This is a genomic window from Buchnera aphidicola (Mindarus japonicus) (assembly GCF_039393905.1).
GTDB classification, from domain to species: Bacteria; Pseudomonadota; Gammaproteobacteria; order Enterobacterales; family Enterobacteriaceae; genus Buchnera_A; species Buchnera_A aphidicola_B.
The window spans coordinates 484,310-509,087 of the sequence record NZ_CP135030.1 but is presented as its reverse complement, the minus strand read 5'-3'; the positions used below and the strand labels follow the sequence as shown (position 1 = coordinate 509,087).

Annotated in this window: 23 protein-coding genes, 3 tRNA genes and 2 pseudogenes; 17 read left to right on the top strand and 11 right to left on the bottom strand. The window is 21.7% G+C overall.

Annotation, left to right across the window (positions count from 1 at the left end):
- The first annotated feature begins 59 nt into the window (after window positions 1-59).
- From hflK to dut, 9 genes are all read left to right on the top strand, one after another.
- On the top strand, window positions 60-1,295 hold the full coding sequence (gene hflK / locus RJT65_RS02420) for an FtsH protease activity modulator HflK (RefSeq protein ID WP_343152708.1): 1,236 nt from the start codon (window positions 60-62) through the stop codon (window positions 1,293-1,295).
- Entirely contained in the window at window positions 1,295-2,275 is a 981-nt protein-coding gene (gene hflC, locus RJT65_RS02415) for a protease modulator HflC (RefSeq protein WP_343152707.1), read from the top strand. The genes hflK and hflC overlap by 1 nt, the downstream gene beginning before the upstream one ends.
- Window positions 2,276-2,356: 81 nt before the next feature.
- Window positions 2,357-3,667 carry an adenylosuccinate synthase gene (locus tag RJT65_RS02410; RefSeq protein WP_343152706.1) on the top strand — a complete coding sequence of 437 codons (1,311 nt, stop codon included), beginning with the start codon at window positions 2,357-2,359 and terminating at the stop codon, window positions 3,665-3,667.
- A 150-nt stretch (window positions 3,668-3,817) separates the two neighbouring features.
- A complete protein-coding gene (gene rnr / locus RJT65_RS02405) occupies window positions 3,818-5,998 on the top strand; it encodes a ribonuclease R (RefSeq protein ID WP_343152705.1) in 2,181 nt (726 codons plus the stop codon).
- A 115-nt stretch (window positions 5,999-6,113) separates the two neighbouring features.
- Window positions 6,114-6,515, top strand: a complete 402-nt coding sequence (rpsF, locus tag RJT65_RS02400) for a 30S ribosomal protein S6 (protein ID WP_343152703.1) — start codon at window positions 6,114-6,116, stop codon at window positions 6,513-6,515.
- 102 nt (window positions 6,516-6,617) lie between these two features.
- Window positions 6,618-6,845 carry a 30S ribosomal protein S18 gene (gene rpsR, locus RJT65_RS02395; RefSeq protein ID WP_343152701.1) on the top strand — a complete coding sequence of 76 codons (228 nt, stop codon included), beginning with the start codon at window positions 6,618-6,620 and terminating at the stop codon, window positions 6,843-6,845.
- 31 nt (window positions 6,846-6,876) lie between these two features.
- The gene (gene rplI, locus RJT65_RS02390) at window positions 6,877-7,347 is read left to right on the top strand and encodes a 50S ribosomal protein L9 (protein WP_343152699.1); all 471 of its coding nucleotides are present in this window, start codon (window positions 6,877-6,879) and stop codon (window positions 7,345-7,347) included.
- A gap of 63 nt (window positions 7,348-7,410) precedes the next feature.
- The gene (gene cysQ, locus RJT65_RS02385; RefSeq protein ID WP_343152697.1) at window positions 7,411-8,172 is read left to right on the top strand and encodes a 3'(2'),5'-bisphosphate nucleotidase CysQ; all 762 of its coding nucleotides are present in this window, start codon (window positions 7,411-7,413) and stop codon (window positions 8,170-8,172) included.
- Window positions 8,173-8,364: 192 nt separating this feature from the next.
- Complete coding sequence (gene dut, locus RJT65_RS02380) at window positions 8,365-8,823, top strand: dUTP diphosphatase (protein ID WP_343152696.1); 459 nt, start codon at window positions 8,365-8,367, stop codon at window positions 8,821-8,823.
- Between the two features lie 253 nt (window positions 8,824-9,076).
- On the opposite strand, the gene RJT65_RS02375 is transcribed toward dut, so the two are convergent.
- Window positions 9,077-9,148: transfer RNA gene (locus RJT65_RS02375), tRNA-Ile, on the bottom strand.
- 146 nt (window positions 9,149-9,294) lie between these two features.
- Between RJT65_RS02375 and RJT65_RS02370 the strand changes: the two genes are divergently transcribed.
- Window positions 9,295-9,367: transfer RNA gene (locus RJT65_RS02370), tRNA-Asn, on the top strand.
- A 70-nt stretch (window positions 9,368-9,437) separates the two neighbouring features.
- Complete coding sequence (sbcB, locus tag RJT65_RS02365; RefSeq protein WP_343152694.1) at window positions 9,438-10,865, top strand: exodeoxyribonuclease I; 1,428 nt, start codon at window positions 9,438-9,440, stop codon at window positions 10,863-10,865.
- A gap of 20 nt (window positions 10,866-10,885) precedes the next feature.
- Here the strand turns inward: sbcB and RJT65_RS02360 are convergent, their stop codons facing one another.
- Together RJT65_RS02360 and mutY are read right to left on the bottom strand one after the other, a co-directional pair.
- Window positions 10,886-11,125 (bottom strand): oxidative damage protection protein, encoded by a 240-nt coding sequence (locus RJT65_RS02360; RefSeq protein WP_343152693.1) that lies wholly within the window; start codon window positions 11,123-11,125, stop codon window positions 10,886-10,888.
- A 25-nt stretch (window positions 11,126-11,150) separates the two neighbouring features.
- Window positions 11,151-12,182, bottom strand: coding sequence for an A/G-specific adenine glycosylase (mutY, locus tag RJT65_RS02355; protein WP_343152692.1), 1,032 nt, complete (start codon window positions 12,180-12,182; stop codon window positions 11,151-11,153).
- 97 nt (window positions 12,183-12,279) lie between these two features.
- Here mutY and trmB point away from each other — a divergent pair, with 97 nt between their 5' ends.
- Window positions 12,280-12,999: a tRNA (guanosine(46)-N7)-methyltransferase TrmB gene (trmB, locus tag RJT65_RS02350; RefSeq protein WP_343152690.1), complete on the top strand. Its 720-nt coding sequence runs from the start codon at window positions 12,280-12,282 to the stop codon at window positions 12,997-12,999.
- A 45-nt stretch (window positions 13,000-13,044) separates the two neighbouring features.
- Here the strand turns inward: trmB and hemW are convergent, their stop codons facing one another.
- The 5 genes from hemW to dusA all read right to left on the bottom strand — a co-directional run bounded on the left by hemW (window position 13,045) and on the right by dusA (window position 18,657).
- Entirely contained in the window at window positions 13,045-14,175 is a 1,131-nt protein-coding gene (gene hemW / locus RJT65_RS02345) for a radical SAM family heme chaperone HemW (RefSeq protein WP_343152688.1), read from the bottom strand.
- Between the two features lie 166 nt (window positions 14,176-14,341).
- Window positions 14,342-14,767: a Holliday junction resolvase RuvX gene (gene ruvX, locus RJT65_RS02340; RefSeq protein ID WP_343152687.1), complete on the bottom strand. Its 426-nt coding sequence runs from the start codon at window positions 14,765-14,767 to the stop codon at window positions 14,342-14,344.
- A 114-nt stretch (window positions 14,768-14,881) separates the two neighbouring features.
- Window positions 14,882-15,838 (bottom strand): glutathione synthase, encoded by a 957-nt coding sequence (gene gshB, locus RJT65_RS02335; RefSeq protein WP_343152686.1) that lies wholly within the window; start codon window positions 15,836-15,838, stop codon window positions 14,882-14,884.
- 143 nt (window positions 15,839-15,981) lie between these two features.
- Window positions 15,982-17,370, bottom strand: a complete 1,389-nt coding sequence (dnaB, locus tag RJT65_RS02330) for a replicative DNA helicase (RefSeq protein ID WP_343152684.1) — start codon at window positions 17,368-17,370, stop codon at window positions 15,982-15,984.
- A gap of 303 nt (window positions 17,371-17,673) precedes the next feature.
- Window positions 17,674-18,657 (bottom strand): tRNA dihydrouridine(20/20a) synthase DusA, encoded by a 984-nt coding sequence (gene dusA, locus RJT65_RS02325; RefSeq protein WP_343152683.1) that lies wholly within the window; start codon window positions 18,655-18,657, stop codon window positions 17,674-17,676.
- 257 nt (window positions 18,658-18,914) lie between these two features.
- Here dusA and RJT65_RS02320 point away from each other — a divergent pair, with 257 nt between their 5' ends.
- Window positions 18,915-19,430, top strand: a complete 516-nt coding sequence (locus RJT65_RS02320) for a single-stranded DNA-binding protein (protein WP_343152682.1) — start codon at window positions 18,915-18,917, stop codon at window positions 19,428-19,430.
- A 105-nt stretch (window positions 19,431-19,535) separates the two neighbouring features.
- Here the strand turns inward: RJT65_RS02320 and bioH are convergent, their stop codons facing one another.
- Entirely contained in the window at window positions 19,536-20,315 is a 780-nt protein-coding gene (bioH, locus tag RJT65_RS02315; protein WP_343152680.1) for a pimeloyl-ACP methyl ester esterase BioH, read from the bottom strand.
- 123 nt (window positions 20,316-20,438) lie between these two features.
- Between bioH and RJT65_RS02625 the strand changes: the two are divergent.
- Together RJT65_RS02625 and RJT65_RS02620 are read left to right on the top strand one after the other, a co-directional pair.
- A pseudogene (locus RJT65_RS02625) lies at window positions 20,439-20,720 on the top strand (iron-sulfur cluster biosynthesis family protein); the annotation flags it as partial.
- A 66-nt stretch (window positions 20,721-20,786) separates the two neighbouring features.
- Window positions 20,787-21,014, top strand: a pseudogene (locus RJT65_RS02620) (NifU family protein); the annotation flags it as partial.
- A 22-nt stretch (window positions 21,015-21,036) separates the two neighbouring features.
- On the opposite strand, the gene ansA reads toward RJT65_RS02620, so the two are convergent.
- On the bottom strand, window positions 21,037-22,056 hold the full coding sequence (gene ansA, locus RJT65_RS02305) for an asparaginase (RefSeq protein ID WP_343152677.1): 1,020 nt from the start codon (window positions 22,054-22,056) through the stop codon (window positions 21,037-21,039).
- Between the two features lie 343 nt (window positions 22,057-22,399).
- Here ansA and RJT65_RS02300 point away from each other — a divergent pair, with 343 nt between their 5' ends.
- A complete protein-coding gene (locus RJT65_RS02300; protein WP_343152676.1) occupies window positions 22,400-23,623 on the top strand; it encodes a phosphopentomutase in 1,224 nt (407 codons plus the stop codon).
- Between the two features lie 57 nt (window positions 23,624-23,680).
- Complete coding sequence (gene deoD / locus RJT65_RS02295; RefSeq protein ID WP_343152674.1) at window positions 23,681-24,406, top strand: purine-nucleoside phosphorylase; 726 nt, start codon at window positions 23,681-23,683, stop codon at window positions 24,404-24,406.
- Between the two features lie 57 nt (window positions 24,407-24,463).
- Here deoD and RJT65_RS02290 read toward each other — a convergent pair.
- Window positions 24,464-24,548: transfer RNA gene (locus RJT65_RS02290), tRNA-Ser, on the bottom strand.
- Window positions 24,549-24,778: the final 230 nt, after the last annotated feature.

Below are 24,778 nucleotides of genomic sequence, written 5' to 3'. Positions count from 1 at the left end.
TAATATAGTTAATTTTTTAATAATATAAAAATATTTAATGATTTTAATGGAGTATAAATATGGTCTGGAAACAGCCAATCAATAAAATTTTTGATAAGGATCTGTCAGTAGAAAAGAAAAATAAGAAAAGTGATGTAAATTATATATATGTAAAAAAAAATAATTTTTTTAAATGTTTATTTTTTCAAAATAAATTTGTAGAGAAAAATTCTAATTTAAATTTAAATTCAGAAAAAGTTGCAAACAAAAAAAATAATTTTTTATTTTTTTCTTTAATTTTTTTTATTTTTTTTTGGGTAATGTCTAGTTTTTACATTGTTAAAGAATCTGAGCAAAGTGTAGTTACAAATTTTGGGAGATTTACATATATTGCTAGACCTGGTTTAAATTGGAGTCCAAGATTTATTAGTAAAGTTTTTCCTATTAATATAAAAGAAGTAAAAGCTTTTTCTTCTACGAGATTAGTTTCTACTATAGATGAAAATATATTAAATATAAAAATGGATGTACAGTATAAAATTGTCAACCCTAAAAATTATTTATTCTCTGTTTCGTTTCCTGAAAATACTTTTAAACAGATTGCAAATAGCGTTGTATTCGATACAATTAGAAATTGTAACACTCATCAAATTTTATTTAAACAAAAAATATTAATATATAAAAAAATAAAAAATAAAATTAGAAAAATAATTAAAAATCATAAGTTAGGAATTAAAATATTAAATATAAATTTTCATACTGTTGAATCCTCTAATAAAATAAAAAATATTACATCAAAAGTATTTAAAGCAGATCAAGAAGCAGAAAAATACATTAGTCAAGCAAAAGAATATTTTATAAAAAAACAGTTTTATGCCAATATTAAAGAAAAAAAAATTTTGGAAGAAGCAAAAGAATATAAAAAAAATGTTCTTTCAAAAGCTAAAGGAGAAATAAATTATTTTTCTGAAATTTTTTCAATGTATAAAAAATCAAAAGAAATAACTAAACTTCATTTATATATGAAATCTATGGAAGAAATATTTGCTCATTCAAAAAAAATTTTTATAGATACAAAGAATAGTAATTTTTTACTATTATTAAATAATTTTTATTCTAATAATAATAATTTTTTTAAAAAAATAATTGAGAATGAAAAAAATAGATTGTTAAAAAATAAAATTTTTTCTTTAAATAAAGAAAAGAAAATAAAAAAAAATGGTAAAAATTTAAACATATTAAAAGATAATATATTAGAACAACGTAAAATGAATGCTTTACGAAAAAATATTTTTGAAAATTTAAGAGAAAAATAATGAGAATATATAAAATATTATTTTTTTTACTTTCTTTTTTTCTAATTTTTTTTTCTTTTTCTTTTTTTATTATACATGAAGGAGAAAAAGGAATAATTTTTAGATATGGAAAAATAATAAGAAACAACTTAAATAAACCAATAATTTATAAACCAGGATTGCATGTAATAATACCATTTTTAGAATCTATTCAAATTTTTGACTCTCGTATTCAAACTTTAAGTAACTATAAAAATTGTTTTTTTACTAAAGAAAAAAAGAAAATTTTAGTTACTTCTTTTATCAAATGGAAAATAAATAATTTTAGTAAATATTATTTATCTACAAGAAATGGAAATAAATTTCAGGCAGAATATTTCTTGAAAAAGAAAATTGAAGATAAATTATATTCTAAAATAAATTTGTTAAGTATCAAAAATATTAATTCTAGTTTACCCAGAGTATTAGGAGAACAACTTAATAAAAATACAGATAAAGATTTTTTTTCTACTTCTTTTTATGAATATGGAAAAAAAGATAGTAAACTAAATTTTTTTTTAAAAACAGAAAAAATAAATAAAAGTTTAAATCAGTTAGGAATAAAGATTGTTGGTATTTATATAAAAAAAATAGAATTTCCTAAAGATTCTTTAACTTTGGTGTATGACCTTTTTTTAAAAAAAGAACAGAGAATATTAATAGATAAACAACTAAAAGCAAAAAAAAAATCAAAGAAAATCAAATTACTAGCAAACTATTTATCAAATAATATTGTTGCTAATGCTAAAAAAAAGGCATTAATTATTAAAAAAGATGCCGAATTAAAATCAGAAAAATTATTTTCTAAAATTTTTGATCAAGATATTGATTTTTATGGTTTTATTTGTGGTTTAAAAGCCTATGAAAATAGTGTGAAAAACAATAAAAATGTTATAATTATTAATACAGAAAATAATTTTTTTAAAAATATACAAAATATTTTAAGTAAATTTAATAAATAAAATTTAAAAATTTTCTTAATACTAAAAATTTAAAGTACATAGTTTGTTTATAAAATAAATGTATTATACATGAGAGAATTTATGAATAAAACAATAGTAATTTTAGGAACACAATGGGGAGACGAAGGAAAAGGAAAAATCGTTGATTTTTTAACTAAAAACGCAGATTTTGTTGTTCGGTATCAGGGAGGAAATAATGCAGGACATACTTTAATAGTAAATGGAAAAAAAATAATATTACATCAAATACCTTCTGGTGTTATACACGACGATGTTATTTCTATTATAGGGAATGGAACAGTAATATCTCCTGTTGCGTTGATAAAAGAAATACACATGCTAGAAAAAAATAATATATTTCCTAAAGATAAAGTATATATTTCTCCTTTTGCTTCATTAATACTTAATTATCATATAGCTATGGATATAGCACGAGAAAAAAAATTAAATTCAGCAGCAATAGGAACAACAGGAAAAGGAATTGGTCCGGCTTATGAAGATAAAGTATCTCGTATGGGTATAAAAGTTTATGATTTAAATAATTTAAATTTATTAAAAATAAAAATTAAAAGAGCATTAAACTATTATAATTATCAATTAGTTAATTTTTATAAACAGAAACCAGTTGATTATAAAACTACCTTTAATGAATTAGCTGAATCAGCAGATTTGATGCTTTCAATGGTTAAAGATGTTCCAGAAATTCTTTATCAAGCTATAAGAAATAAAAATTCTGTAATATTTGAAGGAGCACAAGGGACATTATTAGATATAGATCATGGAACATATCCATATGTAACATCTTCAAATAGTACAGTTGGTGGGGTTTGTACAGGAACAGGAGTTGGACCTAAATCTTTAGATTATATTTTAGGAGTTAGTAAAGTTTATATGACTAGAGTCGGTTTAGGTCCATTTTTAACAGAAGTTTTTGATGAGACTGATAATTATTTCTTTTTAAAAGGAAATGAGTCTGGCTCAACTACAGGAAGAAGAAGAAGAACTGGTTGGTTAGATATTGTTTTATTAAAAAAAGCTATAAAAATAAATTCACTAACAGCGTTATGTTTGACTAAATTAGATGTTTTAGATGAATTAAAAGAAATTAAAATTTGTATAGATTATAAAATTTCTAATATTAATTCTTCTATTAAAAATAATAATACTCTTCTTTTTTTACCTAATACATTAGAAAATGTAATTCCTGTTTATGAAACTCTTCCTGGTTGGAACTCATCAACGGCAGGTTTGACAAATTTTGATTCCCTTCCTCTTTTAGCAAAAAAATATATTAATCGAATACAAGAATTAGTTAAAATTCCTATAGACATTATTTCTACAGGGCCTTCTCGAAATGAAACAATTGTTTTAAGGAATCCGTTTAAAATATAAAAGTTATAGTTTTTATAAAAATATATATTTAATAAGAGTAATTTTTTTTTAAAAATTATTCTTGTTAAGAAAAATACTTTTTTATTTAAAAAATAAATATTTTTATAACTATAAAATCTTAAGTATATATATTTTATATATAAATTTAATTTGAAAAATAAACAATGTTATTTAATTAAGGTTCAAATTAAAGATTTTTTTAAAAAAGTAATTTTATTAAATGGAAATACAATGATTAACAAAAAAAAAATTTTAAACTGGATTGTTTTTTATCAAAAAATAATTGATTTTAATAAATTATTATTTGTCTTAAACTTAAATATAAAATTGAAGAAAGAATTTTTAACTTCACCAATTACATTTATAAAAAACAATAATAAAGTATTTCTTTTTTTTTGTAAAAAAAAAAATTTAATAAGTTTATTAAAACCAATTAAAGGAGAAATAATAGGACATAAAGATGGATATGGATTTTTAAAAACTTCTTTGTTTGATAAAGATTTTTGGATTTCGCAACAACAAATGAATCCATATATACATGGAGATATTGTTCTAGTACGTTTAGTAAAAATTAGTTGGAGTAAAAATAATAAAATTAAAATAATAAAATTATTAAAACCTAATTATCAAAATATTATTGGAAAGTATTGTATAAGAAAAAATTCTGTTTTTGTACATCCATATAATAAAAAATTTAATTTTAAAATTTCCATTCCTTTAGAAAAAAAAAATAATAATTTATCCAATTCAATGGTATCAACTAAGTTGATTCAAAGACCTCAAAAAAATAAAAATGCTGTAGGTGAAGTAGTAGAAATATTGGGGCAAAATATAAATATTTTTTTGATTAAAAAGATAGTATTACAAACATATAACATACCTATTTTATGGTCTAAAAAATTAAAAAAAGAGTTATTTTTATTAGAAAAAAATGATTTATTAAAAAGAAATAATGATTATATAGATATGACACATTTGCCTCTAATTACAGTTGATGATGAAAATGCAAAAGATTTTGATGATGCTGTTTTTTGTAAAAAAAATAAAAATTCTGAATGGGTTTTATACGTGGCAATAGCAGATGTAAGTCATTACATTGAAGAAAATAGTGTTTTAGATAGGGAAGCATTAAACCGAGGAAATTCTATTTATTTTCCAACCAATGAAGTTATACCAATGCTTCCTGAAAAAATTTCTGAAGATCTATGTTCTTTGATTCCACACAAAAAAAAACTTGCTCTAATTTGTGAGGTAACAATAACTGAAAGTGGTAAGTTAATTAAGTATAAACACTATAAGGCTAAAATTAATTCTTTTGCAAGATTAACCTATACCGAATTGAATAGTATTTGGAATGGAAATAAAATTTTATCTAAGAAATATAATGATATTATTGAACATCTTTTAAATTTACTACTATTTTATAGTAGTTTAAAACGTTTAATATTATTTAAAAATAGTTTATTTTTAAATAGAGTAGAACCTAAATTTATTTTAGATAAATATTTAAAAATAAAAAAAGTTAATTTGTTTATAAGAAATAAAGCCCATAAATTAATTGAATTATGCATGTTAACAGCAAATGTTGTTTCGACATATTTTATCTTAAAAAATAAATCTAAAGCGTTATTTAGGGTTCATGAAAAACCCAGTAAAGAAAATATATTTCGGTTTAGAAAAATATTGCAATCACTAGGATTAAATATCATAAAAAATAATTCTCCTACATACAATGATTATTTAAATTTTTTAAAGGAAATTAGATTTCGTTCTGACAGAGAAGTTATTCAAATATTTTTTTTGCGTGCAATGAAGCAAGCAAAATATAGTTCTATTAATGCAGGACATTTTGGATTATCTTTACCAGGATATGTGCATTTTACTTCTCCTATCAGGAGGTATCCTGATTTGTTGATACATCGAATTATTAAAAATTTGATATCAAAAAAAAAATTTGTTTTTTTTAATAAAAATAATTTAGAAAATATCGCGAATCATTGCTCTATGACAGAAAGAAGAGCTGAACTTGCATCTAAGGAAGTATTAGAATGGATGAAATACGAATTTATAAAAAATAAAATGAAAAATACTTTTGTTGCTATTATATTTAATATTTTAAAGGATGAAATTATAGTTCGTTTAAAGAATTTATTCATTGATGGTTTTATAAAAATAAAAAAATTATCTACTGATAACTATATTTTTAATAATAAGAAAAAAGAAATAATAAGAAAACATACAAATAAAGTTTATAGTTTAGGTGGTAAATTATTGGTAAAAATATCAGCAATTCATTCAGAAGATAGACGAATTCAATTCGATATAGTATGATAATTACCGTTATATTTTATTTTTTTAAAAAAATAAATATGATTTTAAAAAATAGTTTTAAATTACAATTAATTTAAATAAATTATTAATAGCAATTATCAATAAGGATTGTTTAATGAGATATTATGAAGTTGTATTTATGATTCATCCTGATCATAGCGAAAAAGCTAAAAGCATTATTAATGATTACGTTATGTTAATTAAAAATAATAAAGGAAAAGTTCATCGATTAGAGGATTGGGGAAGAAAACAATTGGCATATACTGTAAATAAATTACAGAAAGCACATTATGTGTTAATGAATATAGAAGTAAAACCTAAAATTATTTCTAAAATTGAATCTAGTTTTAGATTTAGTGATTCAATCATACGTAATATAATTATATCTATCAAAGATATCATCACTACTCCATCTCCTATGATTAAATTACATGACGAAACAAAAGAAAAAAATGAAAATAATAGAAAAACAGGAATGTTATCTACTAATGCTTTAAAAAATAAAAAAATTATTTAGTTTTAAAAAAAATAAATTAAAGTTTATTTTAAGTATAATTAATTGTTTGGTTAAGGTATAATTTAAATCATTTTAAATAAAAAAATTTTTTTGGAGAAAAGTATGGCTCGTTATTTTCGTCGTCGAAAATTTTGTAGATTTACAGCAGAAGGGATTAAAGAAATTGATTATAAAGATGTTTCTTTATTAAAAAATTATATTACAGAAAGTGGAAAAATAGTTCCTAGTAGAATTACGGGTACTAAAGCAAAATATCAAAGAAAATTATCAAAAGCAATTAAAATAGCTAGATATCTAGCATTGTTACCGTACACTGATCATCATCAATAACAATTATAAAAAGTAGAAAGGACTTTTTTTCATGAAAGTTATTATTTTATCAAAATTAGATAATTTAGGAAACATTGGGGAAATTGTTAAAGTTAAACCAGGATATGCAAGAAATTTTTTAATTCCAAATGAAAAAGTAATATTAGCTACTAAAAAAAATATTAAAAAATTTCAGGTTTCTAAAATGGAGTTAAAAAATAAAATAGCTAAGAAGTTGGAATTAGCTAAATTAAGAGGACAAAAAGTACATAATCTTAAAACAATAACTATTTTTTGTAAAGTTAGTTCAGAAGGAAAAGTGTTTGGTTCTGTTACTGCTAGAGATATTTCAAATAAATTAATTTCTTTAGGAATTGACGTAAATAAAAAAGAAATTCAATTACCTAATAATTCCATTAAAACAATCGGAAAACATTTAGTAATTTTTAAGCCTCATAAAGAAATATCTATAAGTTTAAAAGTAAACGTTTTTTCACTTAAAGATTCTAAAAAAAGTAAATAAATATTTTTATATTTATTTAAAAATAAATTTTTTAAAACCAGAAAAATTTTGTTTGGAAAAAATATGCTTTCTAAAATTTCTAAAATATTAGTTTATTCTGGAGATGTTGTAATGAATTTTTATAATCAGAAAGAAAAAATTCTAACTGAGTATAAAAATGATCAATCTCCAGTTACAAATGTAGATATGCGAGTTAATGATTTATTATTACAACAATTAAAAAAAATAACACCAGAAATACCTTGTTTATCTGAAGAAACATTATTAAAGAATAATAATATCCAGGAAAATTGGGAAAAATATTGGTTAATTGATCCATTAGATGGAACTAAAGAATTTTTAAATAAAAAAAAAGAATTCACTATTAATGTAGCGTTAATCGAAAATAAAGTTCCAGTATTAGGAATGATTTATTTGCCTTTTAATAAAACTTTATATTGTGGTTATAAAAATATTTCCTGGAAAGAAAAAAATGGTTGTAAAAAAGTTATTAAGTCTAAACATATGGATGAAATTCAATTAAAAACAATTGTAGTAAGTAGATCACATCCTGATAAAGAGCTGAAAGAATATTTAAAAACTATAAAAAATTTTAAAATAAAAAAAGTAGGCTCTTCTTTAAAATTTTGTTTAATTGCAGAAGGAAAAGCTCAAATTTATCCTCGATTTGGAAGGACAGGTATTTGGGATACAGCAGCAGGTCATGCTATTTCACTTTTTTCTGGTGCTAAAGTTATGAAATGGAGTGGAAAAGAACTTCGATATTCATTAAAGAATAATTTTTTATATAATCCTGGATTTATAGTTTCTAGTTTACTTTTTTAAAAGAATATATTTTTAAAAAAAATATTTATTAACTAGTTAAATCATCTAAATAAATAAAGTTTATTTAATTTAAATTAGTAAGAGTTCAAATAAATTCATTATATACAAATAATCTTTTTTAAGGATTGTATTTTTTTTAATATATATAGTTAAAAATTTATAATTTTGAGTTAAATTTAAAAAAAAATTTTTATGAAAAAAATTAATATTGTCATATTAGATTCTAGAATTGGAAATATAATTCCTATTCCAAAATATGAAACAAAAGGTTCAGCAGGATTAGATTTAAGATCTTCTTTTAAAGAAAAAGTTGTTTTATTACCTAATAAAACTGTTTTATCTCCTACAGGAATAGCAATATATATTAAGGAAAGTACAACAACAGCAATTATTCTTCCTCGATCTGGATTGGGACATAAAAACGGTTTAGTATTAGGAAATTCTATTGGTTTATTAGATTCGGATTATCAGGGAGAATTAATGATTTCATTATGGAATAGAAGTAAAAAACCCTTTTCTATTATTCCTGGGATGAGAATAGCTCAATTAGTATTTTTACCGGTAATTAGAGTAGAATTTGAAATAGTAAATAAATTTGATAGTAGTACAAAACGAGGAAAAAAAGGGTTTGGTCATACTGGAAAAAAATAAAGTTTTATAAAATAAATTTTATAAAAAAATATTAGAGAAAATATAATGTATATATTTAATTTTTAATAAAAAATTTTTATTAAAAATATCGGAATAATATTCATATAAAAAGTATTTATTTTTTATTTAACTTTACTTAAAAAATATTAAATTTTATTATTTTTGCTAATTTAGTAGTTAATATCAATTTTTTATTAAAAAACTGATAATCGCTCTTATTGAATAATTTTTATATCTTCAGTATAAGAATTATTGGCCCTTGCTGGGTTTGAACCAGCGACCAAGCGATTATGAGTCGCGTGCTCTACCACTGAGCTAAAGGGCCATTTTTGTTTTGAATTTTTAACGTTTTTACAAGAAATAGTATAGTACAGTATTTATAATTGTTCAAAGTTTTTTTGAATGAATTTAAAAAATATTTTTGTATAATTTTTTTGACAAAAAAAAAAAATACTGCGATAATAAATTAATTCCTCTGTAGTTCAGTTGGTAGAACGGCGGACTGTTAATCCGTATGTCACTGGTTCGAGCCCAGTCGGAGGAGAAAAATATACTAATTATTATTTAATAAATAAAGTTAAAAGAAATACATTTTTAATTTTTAACAAAAAAATATGTATAAAAAAAAAAATTATCCAAGTTCTTTTTTATTTTATGATTACGAAACATTTGGGACAAATCCTGCATTAGATAAACCATGTCAATTTGCTTATATTCGAACAGATTTTAATCTAAATTATATATATGAATCAGAAACTTTTTATTGTTATCCTCCCATGGACTATCTTCCAGATCCAAATGCATTATTAGTGACTGGTATTACGCCAAAAGATACATATTTTCAAGGAATGAATGAATTTTATTTTTCTAAAAAAATTTTTGATATTTTTAATAAACCTAATACTTGTATAGTGGGTTTTAATAATATAGCTTTTGATGATGAAGTTACAAGAAACATATTTTATAGAAATTTATTAGATCCTTATGAATGGAGTTGGAAAAATGGAAATTCCAGATGGGACGTTATTAACGTTATGAGAACGTGTTGTGCATTGCGTCCCGAAGGAGTGATTTGGCCGAAAAATTCTGAAGGATTAAATGTTTTTAAATTATCTGATTTAACGAAAAGCAATCAAATTAAACATGAACATGCTCATCAAGCATTATCTGACGTTATGGCTACTTTTGAACTAACTAAATTAATAAAAAATAAAAAAAGAAAATTGTTTTCTTTTTTATTTAAAAACAGATTTAAAGAAAATTTAAAAAAAATAGTAAATATGAAAGAAAATATACCCATTGTTTATATTTCTAGTTTTTTTGGAGCTAAAGAGAATAATTTTAGTATAATAGTTCCTATCTTTTGGAATAAAAATAACTTAAATTCTTTTATTGCTATTAATTTAATGAGTGATATTAAAAAATTAATTTCTTTTGTTAAACAGAAAAATTTAGAAGAAAATAATTTACAAAATTTTTTTTCTCAAGGAATAGTTTCTATTTATGTAAATAAATGTCCTATTTTAATTCCTATTAATGTTTTATTGTCTACAGATATTATTAGATTAAAAATAGATTATAAATTATATATTAATAATTTAATTATATTAAAAAAAAATAATTTTTTAAAAGAAGAAATTGAAAAATTATTTTCAAAAATACAATTTTTTCCTTCTAAAAATGTTGATTTAAAAATTTATGATTCTTTTTTTAGTAACAAGGATAAATTTTTAATTAAAAAATATCGAAAAAATTTTTTTAAAATGCCTAATATTAATTATAATTTTTTTCAAGACCTTAGAATTAAAGAGATCATCTTTCGATGTAAAGCTAGAAATTTTCCGCATATGTTAACTAGCAATGAAAAAAATAAATGGAAATTATATTGCAATCAATTTTTTAAAGAAAAAAATATAAAGCTATATATAGAAAAAATAAATTATTTAATTAAATTAGAAAAAAAGAATCAAAAAAAAGTTTTTTTATTAAATAGTCTTTTACAACATACGAATAGTATAATTAAGTTTTTAATAGCTATGTAAATTAGAAAATAAATAATAAATTATTTTTTGTTTTTAAATAAGAAATTGATCATATAAGTTTCGATTTTTTTTCGATGATTTATGTCGAACATATTTAGTTTTTTTTCATTAATTATTTTAGTTTGTTGATTAATCCATTTTTCCCATGCACATTGGGAAATTTCATTGAAAATTTTTTTTCCTAATTTTCCTGGATATATTTGAGAGTTTTGTTTTTTTTTGTTTTGTTTATAGTAATAACAGAATATTTTTTTTGACATATAATTTCTTTTTTTTATTTTTAAGTTAATTTAAAAAATATTTTTTTAATATTTTTTCAACAGGTTTAGGAGTTCCTACATGTATTGGTTGTTCTGTATTATACCAAATATAATTTTGTGTATCCAATAAATCAAATTTTTTTGAAATAAAAAAAAATATTGGAAAAATTTTAATTTTAAAATGTGTAAAAGTATGGACAAAATTACTTTTTTTTTCTTTTTTTATTATTTTTATATTATTTTTTTCTATCCATTTTTCTATTTCTATTTCTGTTTTAAAAATTGGAAAAGAAAATAAATCTCCCCAAATTTTTTTAGAATTTATTTTTTTTAAAATTGTAAATATATTGAATTTAATAATTAAAAAAAAATATTTTTTTGGGTTAACAATTAATTTTTTTTTGATTTTTTTTTCAAAAAAACTATTATTTTTATATGAATAGCATTCTAATGATAGAGGACAAATATAACATTTTGGTTTTTTAGGTTTACATATAATGGATCCAATATCCATTAAACCTTGGTTAAATTGACGAGTATGATATAAGGGGGTGATTTTTTGTATTAAAAACCATAATTTTATTTCTATTTTTCTATTTGAAATCATTGAATTAAAATAGAAGTATCTAAGAAGAATTCGTTTAACATTTCCATCTAATATAGAAAAATTAAATCCAAAAGATAGAGATAAAATAGCGCCAGCAGTAGTTCTTCCTATTCCTGGTAATTTTATTATACTTGGAAAGTTATCTGGAAAAATTCCATTGTGTTGTTTTTTTATTAATTTAGCAGATCTATATAAATTTTTTGCTCGTGTATAGTATCCTAATCCACTCCAGAAATATAATATTTGATTCAAGTTAGCTGTAGCTAGTTTATTAACAGTCGGAAATGCTTTTATAAATTTTTTAAAATAAGGAATTACAGTTTTTACTTTAGTTTGTTGTAACATAATTTCTGAAATCCATATTCTATATGGAGTGCTTTTTTTTTGCCAAGGTAAATTTTTTCTTCCGTTTAAATGATACCAATTTAGTATTAATTGAGAAAATATCAACTTTTTTTCCTTATTCAGATTAATATATCTTTATGATAATTTAATTGAATTTAAAATTAAATATTTTTTTACACAAATAAAAAAATTTTGGTGAAATATGAAAAATAATCTATCTATAACAGAATATAGTGAAAAAAAAATTTTTTTACGAAAAATTCAAAGTTTTGTAATAAGAAGAGGAAGAACTACTAAATCTCAAATAAAAGCAATAAATAGTTTATGGCCTAAACTAGGTATAACATTTAAAAAAGAATTTTTAGATATGAAACAAATATTTTTTAATGATAATCCTATTGTGTTAGAAATTGGGTTTGGAACTGGCACATCTTTAGTTGAAATGGCAATACAAAATCCAGAAAAAAATTTTTTAGGAATAGAAGTATATGAATCAGGAATAGGAAAATGTTTAAATTATATTAATAAAAAAAATATAAAAAATATAAAAATTATTTTCTATGACGCAATTGAAGTTTTAATTAATATGATAAGAAAAAATACGTTATCAAAAATTCAAATTTTTTTTCCCGATCCTTGGGAAAAACAAAGACATAAAAAAAGAAGAATAGTTAATAAAAATTTTTGCAACATTATTTATGAAAAATTAATCAACAACGGAATTGTTCATATAACAACTGATATTAAAACATATGCTGAAGGAATTTTAGATATATTTAATAATTTTTCTGGATATATAAATCTATCAAAAAATAAAAAATATATCAAAAGATTAAAAAATAGACCTATAACAAAATTCGAAAGAAAAGGCATTGCTTTAGGAAATAATATTTTTGAATTGATGTTCAAATGTTTTAAATAATTATTTTTTATAATGTTTAATTATTATTAAACAAGTATTGTTTAATTAACAAAATTCTTCTAATAAATCATTTAGAAAATCTTTTCCTTTTTTTGTGGTTATCCAATAATTTGGATTATTTAACAAATATTTTTTCTTTATTGCTTTTTTGATGAACAAAGAAATATTTTTTTTACTTAATCCTGTTTTTTTGTAAAATTCTTTTTGATTAATAGGTTTTACTAGACGTAGTATATTCATAAAATATTCAAGAATAATATCTTTTTTAGAAAGTTTTTTTATTTTATAAATATACAAACCGTTCATAAAATCTAGTATTTTTTTTTGTTTATAAATTCTAATAATTTTTCCATCAGGTTGAGTAATTTTACTATGTGCGCCACAACCTATTCCTAAATAATCTCCAAATTCCCAATAATTTAAATTATGTAGACAAGGACTTTTTTTAAAGTACGAAGATATTTCATATTTTTTATATCCTGAAGATATAAGAATTTCCTCACCTTTTTCAAAAATTTTATTTATTGTGTTTTCACTAGGAAAATTATGTTTAATATGGAAAAAATTTGTATTTGGTTCTATCATTAATTGATACCAAGAAATATGTGATGGATTCAATGAAATTGCTTTTTTTAGGTCAAATAAAGCCATAGTTAAAGTTTGATTTGGTAAGCTATGCATTAAATCAAAATTTATGTGATCAAAATTAGCTAATTTAGCAATTTCTATAGAATTTTCAATATTTTTTATAGAGTAATTACGATTTAAATAAGTTAAACTATTTTTTTTAAAAGATTGTATTCCAATAGATAATCTGTTTATACCGGAATTTTTATATTCTAAAAATTTTTCACTTTCAAAAGTAGTTGGATTTGCTTCTATAGTAATTTCAGCATTTTTTATAACATTAACGATTTTTTTGATTTCTTTTATTAAAAAATTAATGCTTTTACCACTAAATAAACTGGGAGTACCTCCTCCTATAAAAATAGTATTTATTTTTCTATGATTTATTAATGCTGCATTTTTTTTTAAATCTTTCAAAAGATGATGTATATATTTTTTTTCCGGAAGTATTGTTTTTTTTCTTTTAAATGAATGAAAATCACAATAAGGACATTTTTTAATACACCATGGAATATGAATATATAAACTAATAAAAGGTAGTTTTTTCATTTTGATAATATTTAAATTTATATTTATACAAATTTTTTATTAGGAATTTTTTTTAAAATATTAACTTAACTGAATTCAGTTAAGTTATAAAAAAATGTTTTAATTCAACAGTTTTAAATTATTTTTTTATATAAAAACATAATAAAAAAGTAAATTAAATAAAAAACTATTTTTTTTTAATACTTTTCAAGGAAAAATACCAACTTTCTAAAATTAAAGCAGCTGATAAAGAATCAATCTTCCCTTTTTTTAGGGCTTTAAATCCTCCATTATTAAATAAATAATTTTTAGCCTCTACAGTAGTAAGATATTCATTATGTAATTTTATTTTTAATTGAAATTTTTCCTTCAGATTTTCAGCAAATTTTTTTATTTTTTTATTTATATTTTGTTTTTTTTTATTTTTATATACAGGCAGACCAACAACAATTATATTAGGTTTCCAATAATTAATTAATTCATTAATAGAAATCCAATTTGGACGATTTTTAATACATTTTAAGTGTTTTAAAACTTTTATTGTAGAAAACGATGTTTCTCCAACAGCAACTCCTATAATTTTAGTGCCAAAATCAAAAGATAGTACTATCAATCGAATAATTATCCTTATTTTAAAAATTAATATTAACATATAATTTTTTAAATTTGATATTTGATATAAATGAAAGTAGAAAAATTAAAAATTTATATTTATAAAAATAATTGGTTAATTTTGATCTACTATTTTATTTTCAATAAAAAAGAATAATTTTTTAGTAATAGAAATATTAGAAAAATGTTCAATCTGACAGATTCCAGTTGGGCTAGTAATGTTTACTTCAATTAGTTTATTACCAATAACATCTAATCCAACAAATATTATTTCTTTTTTCTTTAAAAAAGGTAATACTTGATTAGCAATCATATAATCTTGAGAGCTTAATTTGTTTACTATTCCGATACCTCCAACTGCTAGATTTGCTCTATTTTCCCCTTCTTGAGGTATTCGTGTAAGGCAAAATGGAACAATATAATTATCTATTATCAGTATCCTTTTATCTCCATGTTTGATATCTGAAACATATTCTTGAGATAAACAAAATTTTTTTCCATTATTAGTCATAGTTTCTAAAATAACTTGTTTATTTTCATCGTTATATTTTATTCTAAAAATAGACTTTCCTCCCATTGCATCTAATGGTTTAATGATTATATCTTTATATTTGTGTAAAAATTTTTTTATTTCAGAAATTTTTTTACTCATTAAAGTTTTTGGTATGATTTCAGGAAAATTAGTGGCTAATAATTTTTCATTATAATTTCGGAGGCTAGTAGGATTATTGATAATAAGTACATTTTCTTTTTTTAATTTATCTAGTAAATAGGTTAAATAAATAAATTCTATGTTTACAGGAGGATCTTTTCTTACTAAAATAACGTTTAGTGTTGATAACAAAGTTATTTTTTTATTAGAAAAAGAGAACCATTTTTTTTGATTATTAATAACTGTTAAATATTTTGTTTTTCCATAAATTTTATTTTTTTTTAGAAAAATATCTTTTGATTCCATATAGTAAATAATATAATTTCTTTCTTGAGCTGTTAATAACATTGCAAAAGTAGAGTCTTTTTTAATATTAATTAAAGAAATTGGATCCATAATTATTCCAAGATGAATTTTCATAATTTTACCCTAATATTTTTATGATTTTAATTTAATAAAGTAAAAATGTATATTTTATGGAAATAAATTAAAAATAATTATTTCCATAAAGTATAAATTTTATGTTTTTAAATTTTTTTTTTAAAAAAAGCATTAGCAAATAATCATTTATAATGCTGATTAGCATAATTATCAAATCTAGACCAATTTCCGTTAAATGTTAATTTAACAGTTCCAATTGGACCATTTCTTTGTTTTCCAATAATAATTTCAGCAATTCCTTTTAAATCGCTATTCTGATGATAAATTTCATCTCTATAAATAAACATAATTAAATCAGCATCTTGTTCTAGAGAGCCGGATTCTCTTAAGTCCGAATTTAAAGGACGTTTATCAGCTCTTTGTTCTAAAGAACGATTTAATTGAGATAAAGCAATAATAGGAATTTTTAATTCTTTTGCTAAAGCTTTTAAACTTCTTGATACTTCTGCAATTTCTAAAGTTCTATTTTCTGACAAAGATGGTACACGCATAAGTTGGAGATAATCTATCATGATTAAGCTTAATCCATTGTTTTCTCTATAAACTCTTCTTGCTCTAGATCTAATATCTGTAGGAGTTAAAGCAGAGGAGTCATCAATATAAATATTCTTTTTTTTTAATAATATATTAATAGTTCCATAAATTCTTGACCAATCTTCATCACTTAACTGCCCAGTCCTAATATTTGTTTGATTTACTCTAGATAAAGAAGATAGCATTCGTATCATAATTTGTTCTCCCGGCATTTCTAGACTAAATATTAAAACAGGTTTTTCATATATCATTGCTGCATTTTCACAAATATTCATAGCAAAAGTAGTTTTTCCCATAGATGGTCTAGCCGCTATAATAATAAATTCAGAGTTTTGTAGACCAGAAGTTTTTTTATTAAGATCTGAATATCCTGTATTTAATCCAGTTATACCATCTTGCGGAGTATTAAATAGTTTTTCTATTTTTGTAACTGTAATGTCTAAAATTTCTTCAATATTTTTAGGACCTGAATAATTTTTGTTTCTATTTTCTGAAATTTTAAATACGCTAGATTCAGCATAATCCAATAGTTCTTCACTTTTTTTTCCTTTAGGGTTATATCCAGCATTTGCAATTTTATTAGCAACTAATATTATATCTCTAATAACTGCTCTTTCTTTAATTATATCTGCATAGGCAGAAATATTAGCTGTACTAGGAGTATTTTTAGATAATTCAGCAAGATAGGAAAATCTTCCAGCATTATCTAATATTCCTTTTTGTTCTAAGGATTCAGATAAAGTAATTAGATCAATAGGATGACCATGATTAAACAAGTGTTGCATTTCTAAAAAAATTATTCTATGTGCTTGACTAAAAAAATCATTAACAACGATTTTATCAGAAATAATATCCCACAATTCGTTATCTAACATTAAGCCTCCTAAAACTGATTGTTCAGCTTCTAGAGAATGAGGTGGAATTTTTAAAAATTCTTCTTTCGTTTGTAATTTTTGATAAAATTTATTTTTAATCATATTTAGTACAATACCAAAATTTAATTTTGTAGTTAATAGTTTTTTTTTAAAAAAAATACATTTTTTTATTTAAAAAATTGATTTTTTTATTTTTATAAAAATTTCATTTATAAAAAATTTTATTTTATGAGCAGAAAATATTAATGATTTAAAAGTTGTTAGAAAACAAATTTATTTAAAAGATTTTTTATTAAAAACCTAATTATATTTTTAAAAAAATACTTATATCAAATAATTTTCTTAATTAATTTTTTTTTGTTTATAAACATTGATCAAATAAATAAATTTAGATATTTTTTTTTATTAAGTTATAAATTTTAAAGCGTTATCTAAAACTTTTAAATCGGAATTATGCTTAATAGCGTTTTTATTTAAATATTTTTTCCATAAAGAAGATCCCTTTTTTCCATAAAATGCATTCAAAAAATGTCTAGTTATATGATGTAATGGTGTTCCAAGAGAAAGTTCTTTTTTAATATAAGGATACATTTCTTCTATTATATTTAACATTTTAATAGGTTTGTAATTTTCATTAAAAATTAAATTGTCTACATTTTGTAAAATAGATGGATTATTATATATTGCTCTACCTAACATTACACCATCTGTTTTGTTTAAATGTTGTTTAGCTGAATTAATTGATTTAATATTTCCATTAATAACAAATTTTAAATCTGGAAAATCATGTTTTAATTTATATACGAATTCGTAATTTATCTTAGGAATTCGAAGATTTTTTTTTGTACTTATATTAAACAATATTGCTTTTCTAGCATGAATTATGAAAGTATTACAAATATTATTTTTAGAAATTTCATATATAAAATTACTAAGAAAATTGTAGTCATCTTGGTTATCTATTCCAATTCTTGTTTTAATTGTAATAGGAATGGGAACATATTCAGCAATGGAATGGATAATATGGTTTACTGTATTCGTTTCGTTCATTAATGAAACGCCAAAACAGGCCTGATTAACTTTAGTTGAAGGACAGCCAACGTTTAAGTTAATTTCATTAAATCCTTTTAAATAAGCTAATTTAGCGCATTTTGCTATTTTTTTTGGAATCCTCCCAGCTAGTTGAATAGAAGTGGGATTTTCAATTTGAGAATTATAAAGCATTTTTTTTTCTATTTTTTTAAAAGAATCATTAGCAACTATCATTTCTGTATATAAAAGTGCTCTTTTTGTTAGTTTTCTAAAAAAATAACGGCAATGTTTGTTAGTATAATTAAGCATTGGAGCTACAGAAAATTTATGATAACAATTTTTTGTTAAAATTTTCATTTTTATTTTTACACTTATTAACGTTAGAAAAACAACCAAGTAATTTTCTTTAAAATATATTATATATGATATATATATTTTTATAGAAAAATAATGAATTTTTATTTATATATATGTATAAAATATTAGTAAATAAGTTTTAAAAAGTTAAAGATTTAAAAAAAACTAACTTACTAATTTTAGTAGCAATAATAGTGTATATTATTATAAGCAATTAAATTAATATAATTAAATTATACATTTGAGGATTATAAATAATGGCAAGTAGAGGTATTAATAAAGTAATATTAATAGGAAATTTAGGTCAAGATCCAGAAGTAAGATACATGCCAAATGGAACAGCAGTATCTAATATAACTTTAGCTACATCGGATGTTTGGAAAGATAAAAATACCGGAGAAAATAAAGAAAAAACAGAATGGCATAGAGTTGTTTTATTTGGAAAATTAGCAGAAATTGCTGGAGAATATTTACGTAAAGGTTCTCAAATATATATAGAAGGTTCATTACAAACAAGAAAATGGCAAGATAAAAATAGTATAGAACGATATACAACTGAGGTTGTTGTTAACATAGGTGGAACAATGCAAATGTTAGGTAATAGACATTCGCATTCAAATAATATAAAAGATGAAAATCACATTTCTTCGGATTCAAAATCATTATCTTTTAGTAAGAAATCTACTAAAAATAATTTAAATAATAAAAGTAAATTATCCACAGTAAATACTATATCTGATATTGACTTCGATGATGAAGATATTCCGTTTTAGAAAGTTTGTATTTAGATAGTTTAAATAAATGTTTTATTTATATAAACTATCTAAAAAATATTTTTTTACGCTTTTTTTAAAATAAGTAGGATTACAATAACTTTTTTAATTTAACGATTTTTGAAATAGCATAATTATTTTACAAAAATATTGTAAATGAGTTAAAAAGGGAGCATGAGCAGCTTTTTCAATAATAATAGACTTTGATTGAGAACAGAGTGAATCTACTATATTCGAAATTTTTTTAGGTACCATAGTATCTAATGAACCATATATTCTAAGTAAAGGAACTTTGAACTCTATCATTTTTTTTCTTAAATCTATAGAACATAGAACATTTAATCCTTCTTTTAGAGCTAATTTAGAAGGAATTAGTGAAGATAACATAATTTTTTCAAGTTTTTTTAAATAAATTAAATTTATATTTTTTTTATTAATATAAATTTGTTGTTGAAAAAAATCTTTCACACAAAACTTATAATTTTCTTTTAATAGAGAAGATAATTTTAACAGTTGACTAAATTTTATCCCAGGCCAGTTTTTTTCTTCTAAAAAATAAGGAGTAGAAGAAACATTAATAACTGACAAAATTCTTTCAGGATAAATTAAAGCTAGTTTATTAACTATAATTCCCCCCAAAGACCAACCTATCCAAATTGCCTTAGGAGGCATATAAATAGAAATTAACTCAATTAATTGATCAAATTTTAATACAGGAAAAAAATAATTTTTCCCAAACCCAGGTAAATCTAAAACATAAATTTTAAAATATTTTTTTAGTTTTTTAATAAGATAAAACCAAATTTTTGAGTCAAATCCATATCCGTGAACTAAAACTAAATTTTGTAATCCAGTTCCAATACTATATAAGTAAAATTTTTTCATAATTTCATTGTTATTAAATAATTTAATTGATTAATGATATAAAATAAAAGATGTACTTGTTTAGTAGAAATATATAAGTAATAATAATTAATAATTTTAACTAGTTTAATTTTTATATAAAAAATGATCAACATTTCAAAATCGGCTCAAGATTATTTTGTTAATCTTTTATCAAAAGAAAAAAAAAATACAAATATTCGAATATTTTTAAAAAATCCAGGAACTAAATCCGCGGAATGTGGTTTAACCTATTGCTTCGAAAACGATATATCTTCTTTAGATAAAAAGATCAAATATTCAAATTTTAATATTTATATTAATAGTTCTATATTTTTATATTTTAAAGATGCAACAATAGATATTGTAAAAGAAAATGAAAATTCTCGATTAGTTTTAAATGCTCCGTATGTTAGAAAATCATTATTCAATCGTTCGGCATCATTAAAAGATAAAATAATTGTTTTTTTAAATGAAAAAATTAATCCAAAACTTAATTTGCATGGAGGTTCAATTTCTTTAGTAGATATTACAGAAGAAAAACATGCTGTATTAGAGTTTAAAGGAGGTTGTAATGGATGTTCAATGGCACATATAACATTAAAATCAGGAGTTGAAAAAGAATTATTAAAACATTTTCCTGAACTTAAAAAAGTTATAGATGTAACAGAACATAAAAAAGGAAAACATTCATTTTATTAATTTTTTTTAAAAATAAAAAATATTATTTTTTTTCAAGAGTTAATTCTCCACAAAGATTAGATTTCATAATTTTTTTAATTGCTTTTGTAGATTTATAACAACTAAATAAAAAATGTAACTTAGTTAATGCTGCTTCTATTGTTAAGTCATAACCACTAATTACGCCTACATTAGAAAGAGCATTTCCAGTTGCATAACCAGACATATTTACTGTTCCAGATATACATTGTGTTAGATTAACTAAAATAATGTTTCGTTTGGAGGCAGAATGTAATTCATTTAAAAAATTTTTATTTTGAGGAGCATTTCCAATACCATAAGAGCATAATATTAATGCCTTTAATGGTTGAAAAATAAAATTATGAATTATTTTTTCTGAAATACCAGGATAAATAGTAATAATTCCAATTGGTTGAGGAGTAATAGAATTCAACTTAAGTTTTTGATTAAATTTTTTTTTTGAAACTTTATAATTACAAGAAATATTAATTCCTACTTTTAATAAGCAAGGAAAATTAGGAGAAGTAAAAGCATTAAATCCATTAGCATTAGATTTTGTAGAACGATTACCTCTAAACAATTTATGATTAAAAAATAATGTAACTTCATTAATTGGATAGTTTGCAGCAATTAATAAAGCATTTAACAAATTTTGTCTACCATCTGATCGAATTTCTGAAAGAGGAATTTGAGAACCAGTAATAATAATAGGTTTTTCTAAATTTTGAAGCATAAATGAAAGAGCTGAAGCAGTATATGCCATTGTATCAGTTCCATGTAAAATAATAAAACCATCGTATTTTTTATAATTTTTGTAAATATCATTAGCAATAATATTCCATTCGTTAGGAGTCATATTAGAAGAGTCAATTAATGGTTTGTATTCATTTATTCTAAAAAAAGGAATTTCTTTTTTTTGAAAATCTGGAATTTTCATTATTTTTTTTTGAAGATATCCAGATACAGGTATATAACCGAAATTAGATTTTTTCATTCCAATTGTCCCACCCGTATAAGCAATATATATATTTTTTCTTTTCATTTTTTTACTCTTTTTAGAATAATTTAAAATTGGTTAATGAACATGAATTAATTAATTTTATTAATAAAAAAATATTTTTTTACTAAACTTTCTTATTTTAAGAATAATTTTTATTAATAAAAAACTTATTTTTGAATTAATACATTTTAATTAACTTAATTATTTAATAATTTTTTTGTATCTATAAAAATTTTAAATATGTTAAAATCATTTAGTGTAGTTAAATATATTTAATTATTAATTTAAGTAGTATAAGCATACAGAATAATATATATAGTAATAAAGAAAGTGTATATTAAAAATACAATGAAAAAAATATTTTTTAAAAAAATTGGAAGAAAGTATGAAACGAGTATTTATTCTGGTATTAGATTCTTTAGGAATAGGGTCAAGTTTAGATGCGAAAAATTTTGGAGATAAAGGTGCTAATACTTTAGGTCATATTGCAGAACAATGTTTTTTAAATAAAGCTAACAAAGAAAGGGTTGGAACTTTAAAAATACCTAATTTAACTAAGTTAGGAATAGCTGAAGCAGCTTATCATTCTATGGGTAGATTTCCTTTAGGATTAAATAAAATAACGGATATTGTAGGAAGTTATGCTTATGCAAGTCAAATTTCTTCAGGAAAAGATACTATTTCTGGACATTGGGAAATTTCAGGTCTACCTGTTTTATTCAATTGGGATTATTTTAAAAAAAAAACTAATAGTATTCCAATAAATTTAATAAAAAGAATTGTTGTAGACGCAAATATTTCTGGATTAATTGGTAATTGTCATGCTTCTGGAGTAGATATTTTAAATATTTATGGAGAAGAACATATTAATACTAAACAACCAATAATATATACATCTGCAGATTCTGTATTACAAGTAGCATGTCACGAAATTTTTTTTGGATTAGAAAAATTATACAATTTATGTTTAATAATACAAAAAATTTTGAATGATAATAAATATAAAGTTGCAAGAGTTATAGCTAGACCATTTATTGGAGAAAAAAAAGGATATTTTTTTAGAACAAATAACAGAAAAGATTTTTCGGTAAAACCAATTGGTGATACTGTAATGCTTAAATTAATAAAGGAAAAGTTAGGAAAAGTTGTTTCAATTGGAAAAATAAATGATATATTTTCAAATGTAGGAATAACTTCTTCAATAAAAGCATACGGATTAATTAATCTATTTAATGCAACCATTAAAGAAATAAAAAATGCAAAAGATAATACAATAGTTTTTGTAAATTTTATAGATTTTGATTCTCTTTGGGGGCATAGAAGAGATGTTTCTGGTTATGCAAAAGGTTTAGAATTATTTGACCAAAATTTACCGAGAATATTAAAAATAATTACTAATAAAGACCTTTTAATTATTACAGCAGATCATGGTTGTGATCCTACTTGGAAAGGAAATGATCATACTAGAGAAAATGTGCCTATTCTTTTATATAGAAAAAATAAAAAATCTATTTTTTTAGGACATAGAAAAACATTTTCAGATATTTCTCAAACAATAGCTCATTTTTTTTCACTTTCTAAAATGATGTATGGAAAAAGTATGTTATAAAACAACCTAATTTAAAAAATTAAAAGATAGCAAATCACTTGTAGAGACTATTTATTTATGATTACTCCTCATATTAATTCTAAAAAAAATGATTTTTCTGATTTAGTGCTTATTTCTGGAGATCCATTAAGAGTACAATATATAGCTAAAAATTATTTAGTAAATGTTTTTCAAATTAATACAGTTCGTTCTATGGTAGGCTATACTGGAAAATATAAAGGCAGAATCATATCTCTCATGTCGCATGGAATAGGAATGCCTTCTTGCTGTTTATATGTAAGTGAATTAATTAAATTTTATAAAGTAAAAAAAATAATTCGTCTAGGAAGTTGTGGATCAGTTAGAGAAGATATACAACTAAATGATTTAATTATTTCTACAGGTGCGTGCACGGATTCGAAAATTAATAGAATAAGATTTTTAGGACATGATTTTTCTGCTATACCCGATTTTAATATGGTTTACAAATTAGTAGTATCTGCTAAAAACAACAAAACCCTTATTAAAGTTGGAAATTTTTTTAGTACTGATTCGTTTTATTTTCCTCAAAAAAAGAAATATATTTCTTTGCTAAAAAAATATAGTATTTCTGGAATTGATATGGAAACAGCTGGATTATATAGTATATCGGCTGAGTTAAATGCTAAATCAGTATCTATTTGTACAGTTTCAGATAATATTATTACAGGCGAAAGATTAACAATTGAAGAAAGAGAAGCAAGTTTTAATAAAATGATTCATATTGCTTTAGAATCTGTATTTATAAAAGGAATTGTTAATTAGTTTTTGTAATCAATATTATTTTTAAAAAAAGTAAATAAATTTAAATTAAATTTATTTTGGTGAAGAAGGGATTCGAACCCTTGATACGTTTCCGTATACACACTTTCCAGGCGTGCTCCTTAAGCCTCTCGGACACTTCACCATTTTAAAAAAAATAATATCTTTTTATTAAATAAATATTTAAAAATAAGTGCATTATTCTGTAAAAAAATATCTAGATTTAATTATTTTAGAATTTTTTATAAAACATTCTTGTATATTTTTTGTAAGACGTTTAAAGTAATCAAAATATTTTTTTTAATACCTTATTATTTAAGTATTATAAACAATAACAAAAGTTAATCAATATTTAGATAAATTTTTTATAAATAA

Excerpts from the sequence above, each read along its gene's own strand:
- hflK (WP_343152708.1), top strand. The coding sequence starts at position 60 with ATGGTCTGGAAACAGCCAATCAATAAAATTTTTGATAAGGATCTGTCA.
- hflC (WP_343152707.1), top strand. The coding sequence starts at position 1,295 with ATGAGAATATATAAAATATTATTTTTTTTACTTTCTTTTTTTCTAATT.
- RJT65_RS02410 (WP_343152706.1), top strand. The coding sequence starts at position 2,357 with ATGAATAAAACAATAGTAATTTTAGGAACACAATGGGGAGACGAAGGA.
- rpsF (WP_343152703.1), top strand. The coding sequence starts at position 6,114 with ATGAGATATTATGAAGTTGTATTTATGATTCATCCTGATCATAGCGAA.
- rpsR (WP_343152701.1), top strand. The coding sequence starts at position 6,618 with ATGGCTCGTTATTTTCGTCGTCGAAAATTTTGTAGATTTACAGCAGAA.
- rplI (WP_343152699.1), top strand. The coding sequence starts at position 6,877 with ATGAAAGTTATTATTTTATCAAAATTAGATAATTTAGGAAACATTGGG.
- cysQ (WP_343152697.1), top strand. The coding sequence starts at position 7,411 with ATGCTTTCTAAAATTTCTAAAATATTAGTTTATTCTGGAGATGTTGTA.
- dut (WP_343152696.1), top strand. The coding sequence starts at position 8,365 with ATGAAAAAAATTAATATTGTCATATTAGATTCTAGAATTGGAAATATA.
- sbcB (WP_343152694.1), top strand. The coding sequence starts at position 9,438 with ATGTATAAAAAAAAAAATTATCCAAGTTCTTTTTTATTTTATGATTAC.
- RJT65_RS02360 (WP_343152693.1), bottom strand. The coding sequence starts at position 11,125 with ATGTCAAAAAAAATATTCTGTTATTACTATAAACAAAACAAAAAAAAA.
- trmB (WP_343152690.1), top strand. The coding sequence starts at position 12,280 with ATGAAAAATAATCTATCTATAACAGAATATAGTGAAAAAAAAATTTTT.
- hemW (WP_343152688.1), bottom strand. The coding sequence starts at position 14,175 with ATGAAAAAACTACCTTTTATTAGTTTATATATTCATATTCCATGGTGT.
- gshB (WP_343152686.1), bottom strand. The coding sequence starts at position 15,838 with ATGAAAATTCATCTTGGAATAATTATGGATCCAATTTCTTTAATTAAT.
- dnaB (WP_343152684.1), bottom strand. The coding sequence starts at position 17,370 with ATGATTAAAAATAAATTTTATCAAAAATTACAAACGAAAGAAGAATTT.
- dusA (WP_343152683.1), bottom strand. The coding sequence starts at position 18,657 with ATGAAAATTTTAACAAAAAATTGTTATCATAAATTTTCTGTAGCTCCA.
- RJT65_RS02320 (WP_343152682.1), top strand. The coding sequence starts at position 18,915 with ATGGCAAGTAGAGGTATTAATAAAGTAATATTAATAGGAAATTTAGGT.
- bioH (WP_343152680.1), bottom strand. The coding sequence starts at position 20,315 with ATGAAAAAATTTTACTTATATAGTATTGGAACTGGATTACAAAATTTA.
- ansA (WP_343152677.1), bottom strand. The coding sequence starts at position 22,056 with ATGAAAAGAAAAAATATATATATTGCTTATACGGGTGGGACAATTGGA.
- RJT65_RS02300 (WP_343152676.1), top strand. The coding sequence starts at position 22,400 with ATGAAACGAGTATTTATTCTGGTATTAGATTCTTTAGGAATAGGGTCA.
- deoD (WP_343152674.1), top strand. The coding sequence starts at position 23,681 with ATGATTACTCCTCATATTAATTCTAAAAAAAATGATTTTTCTGATTTA.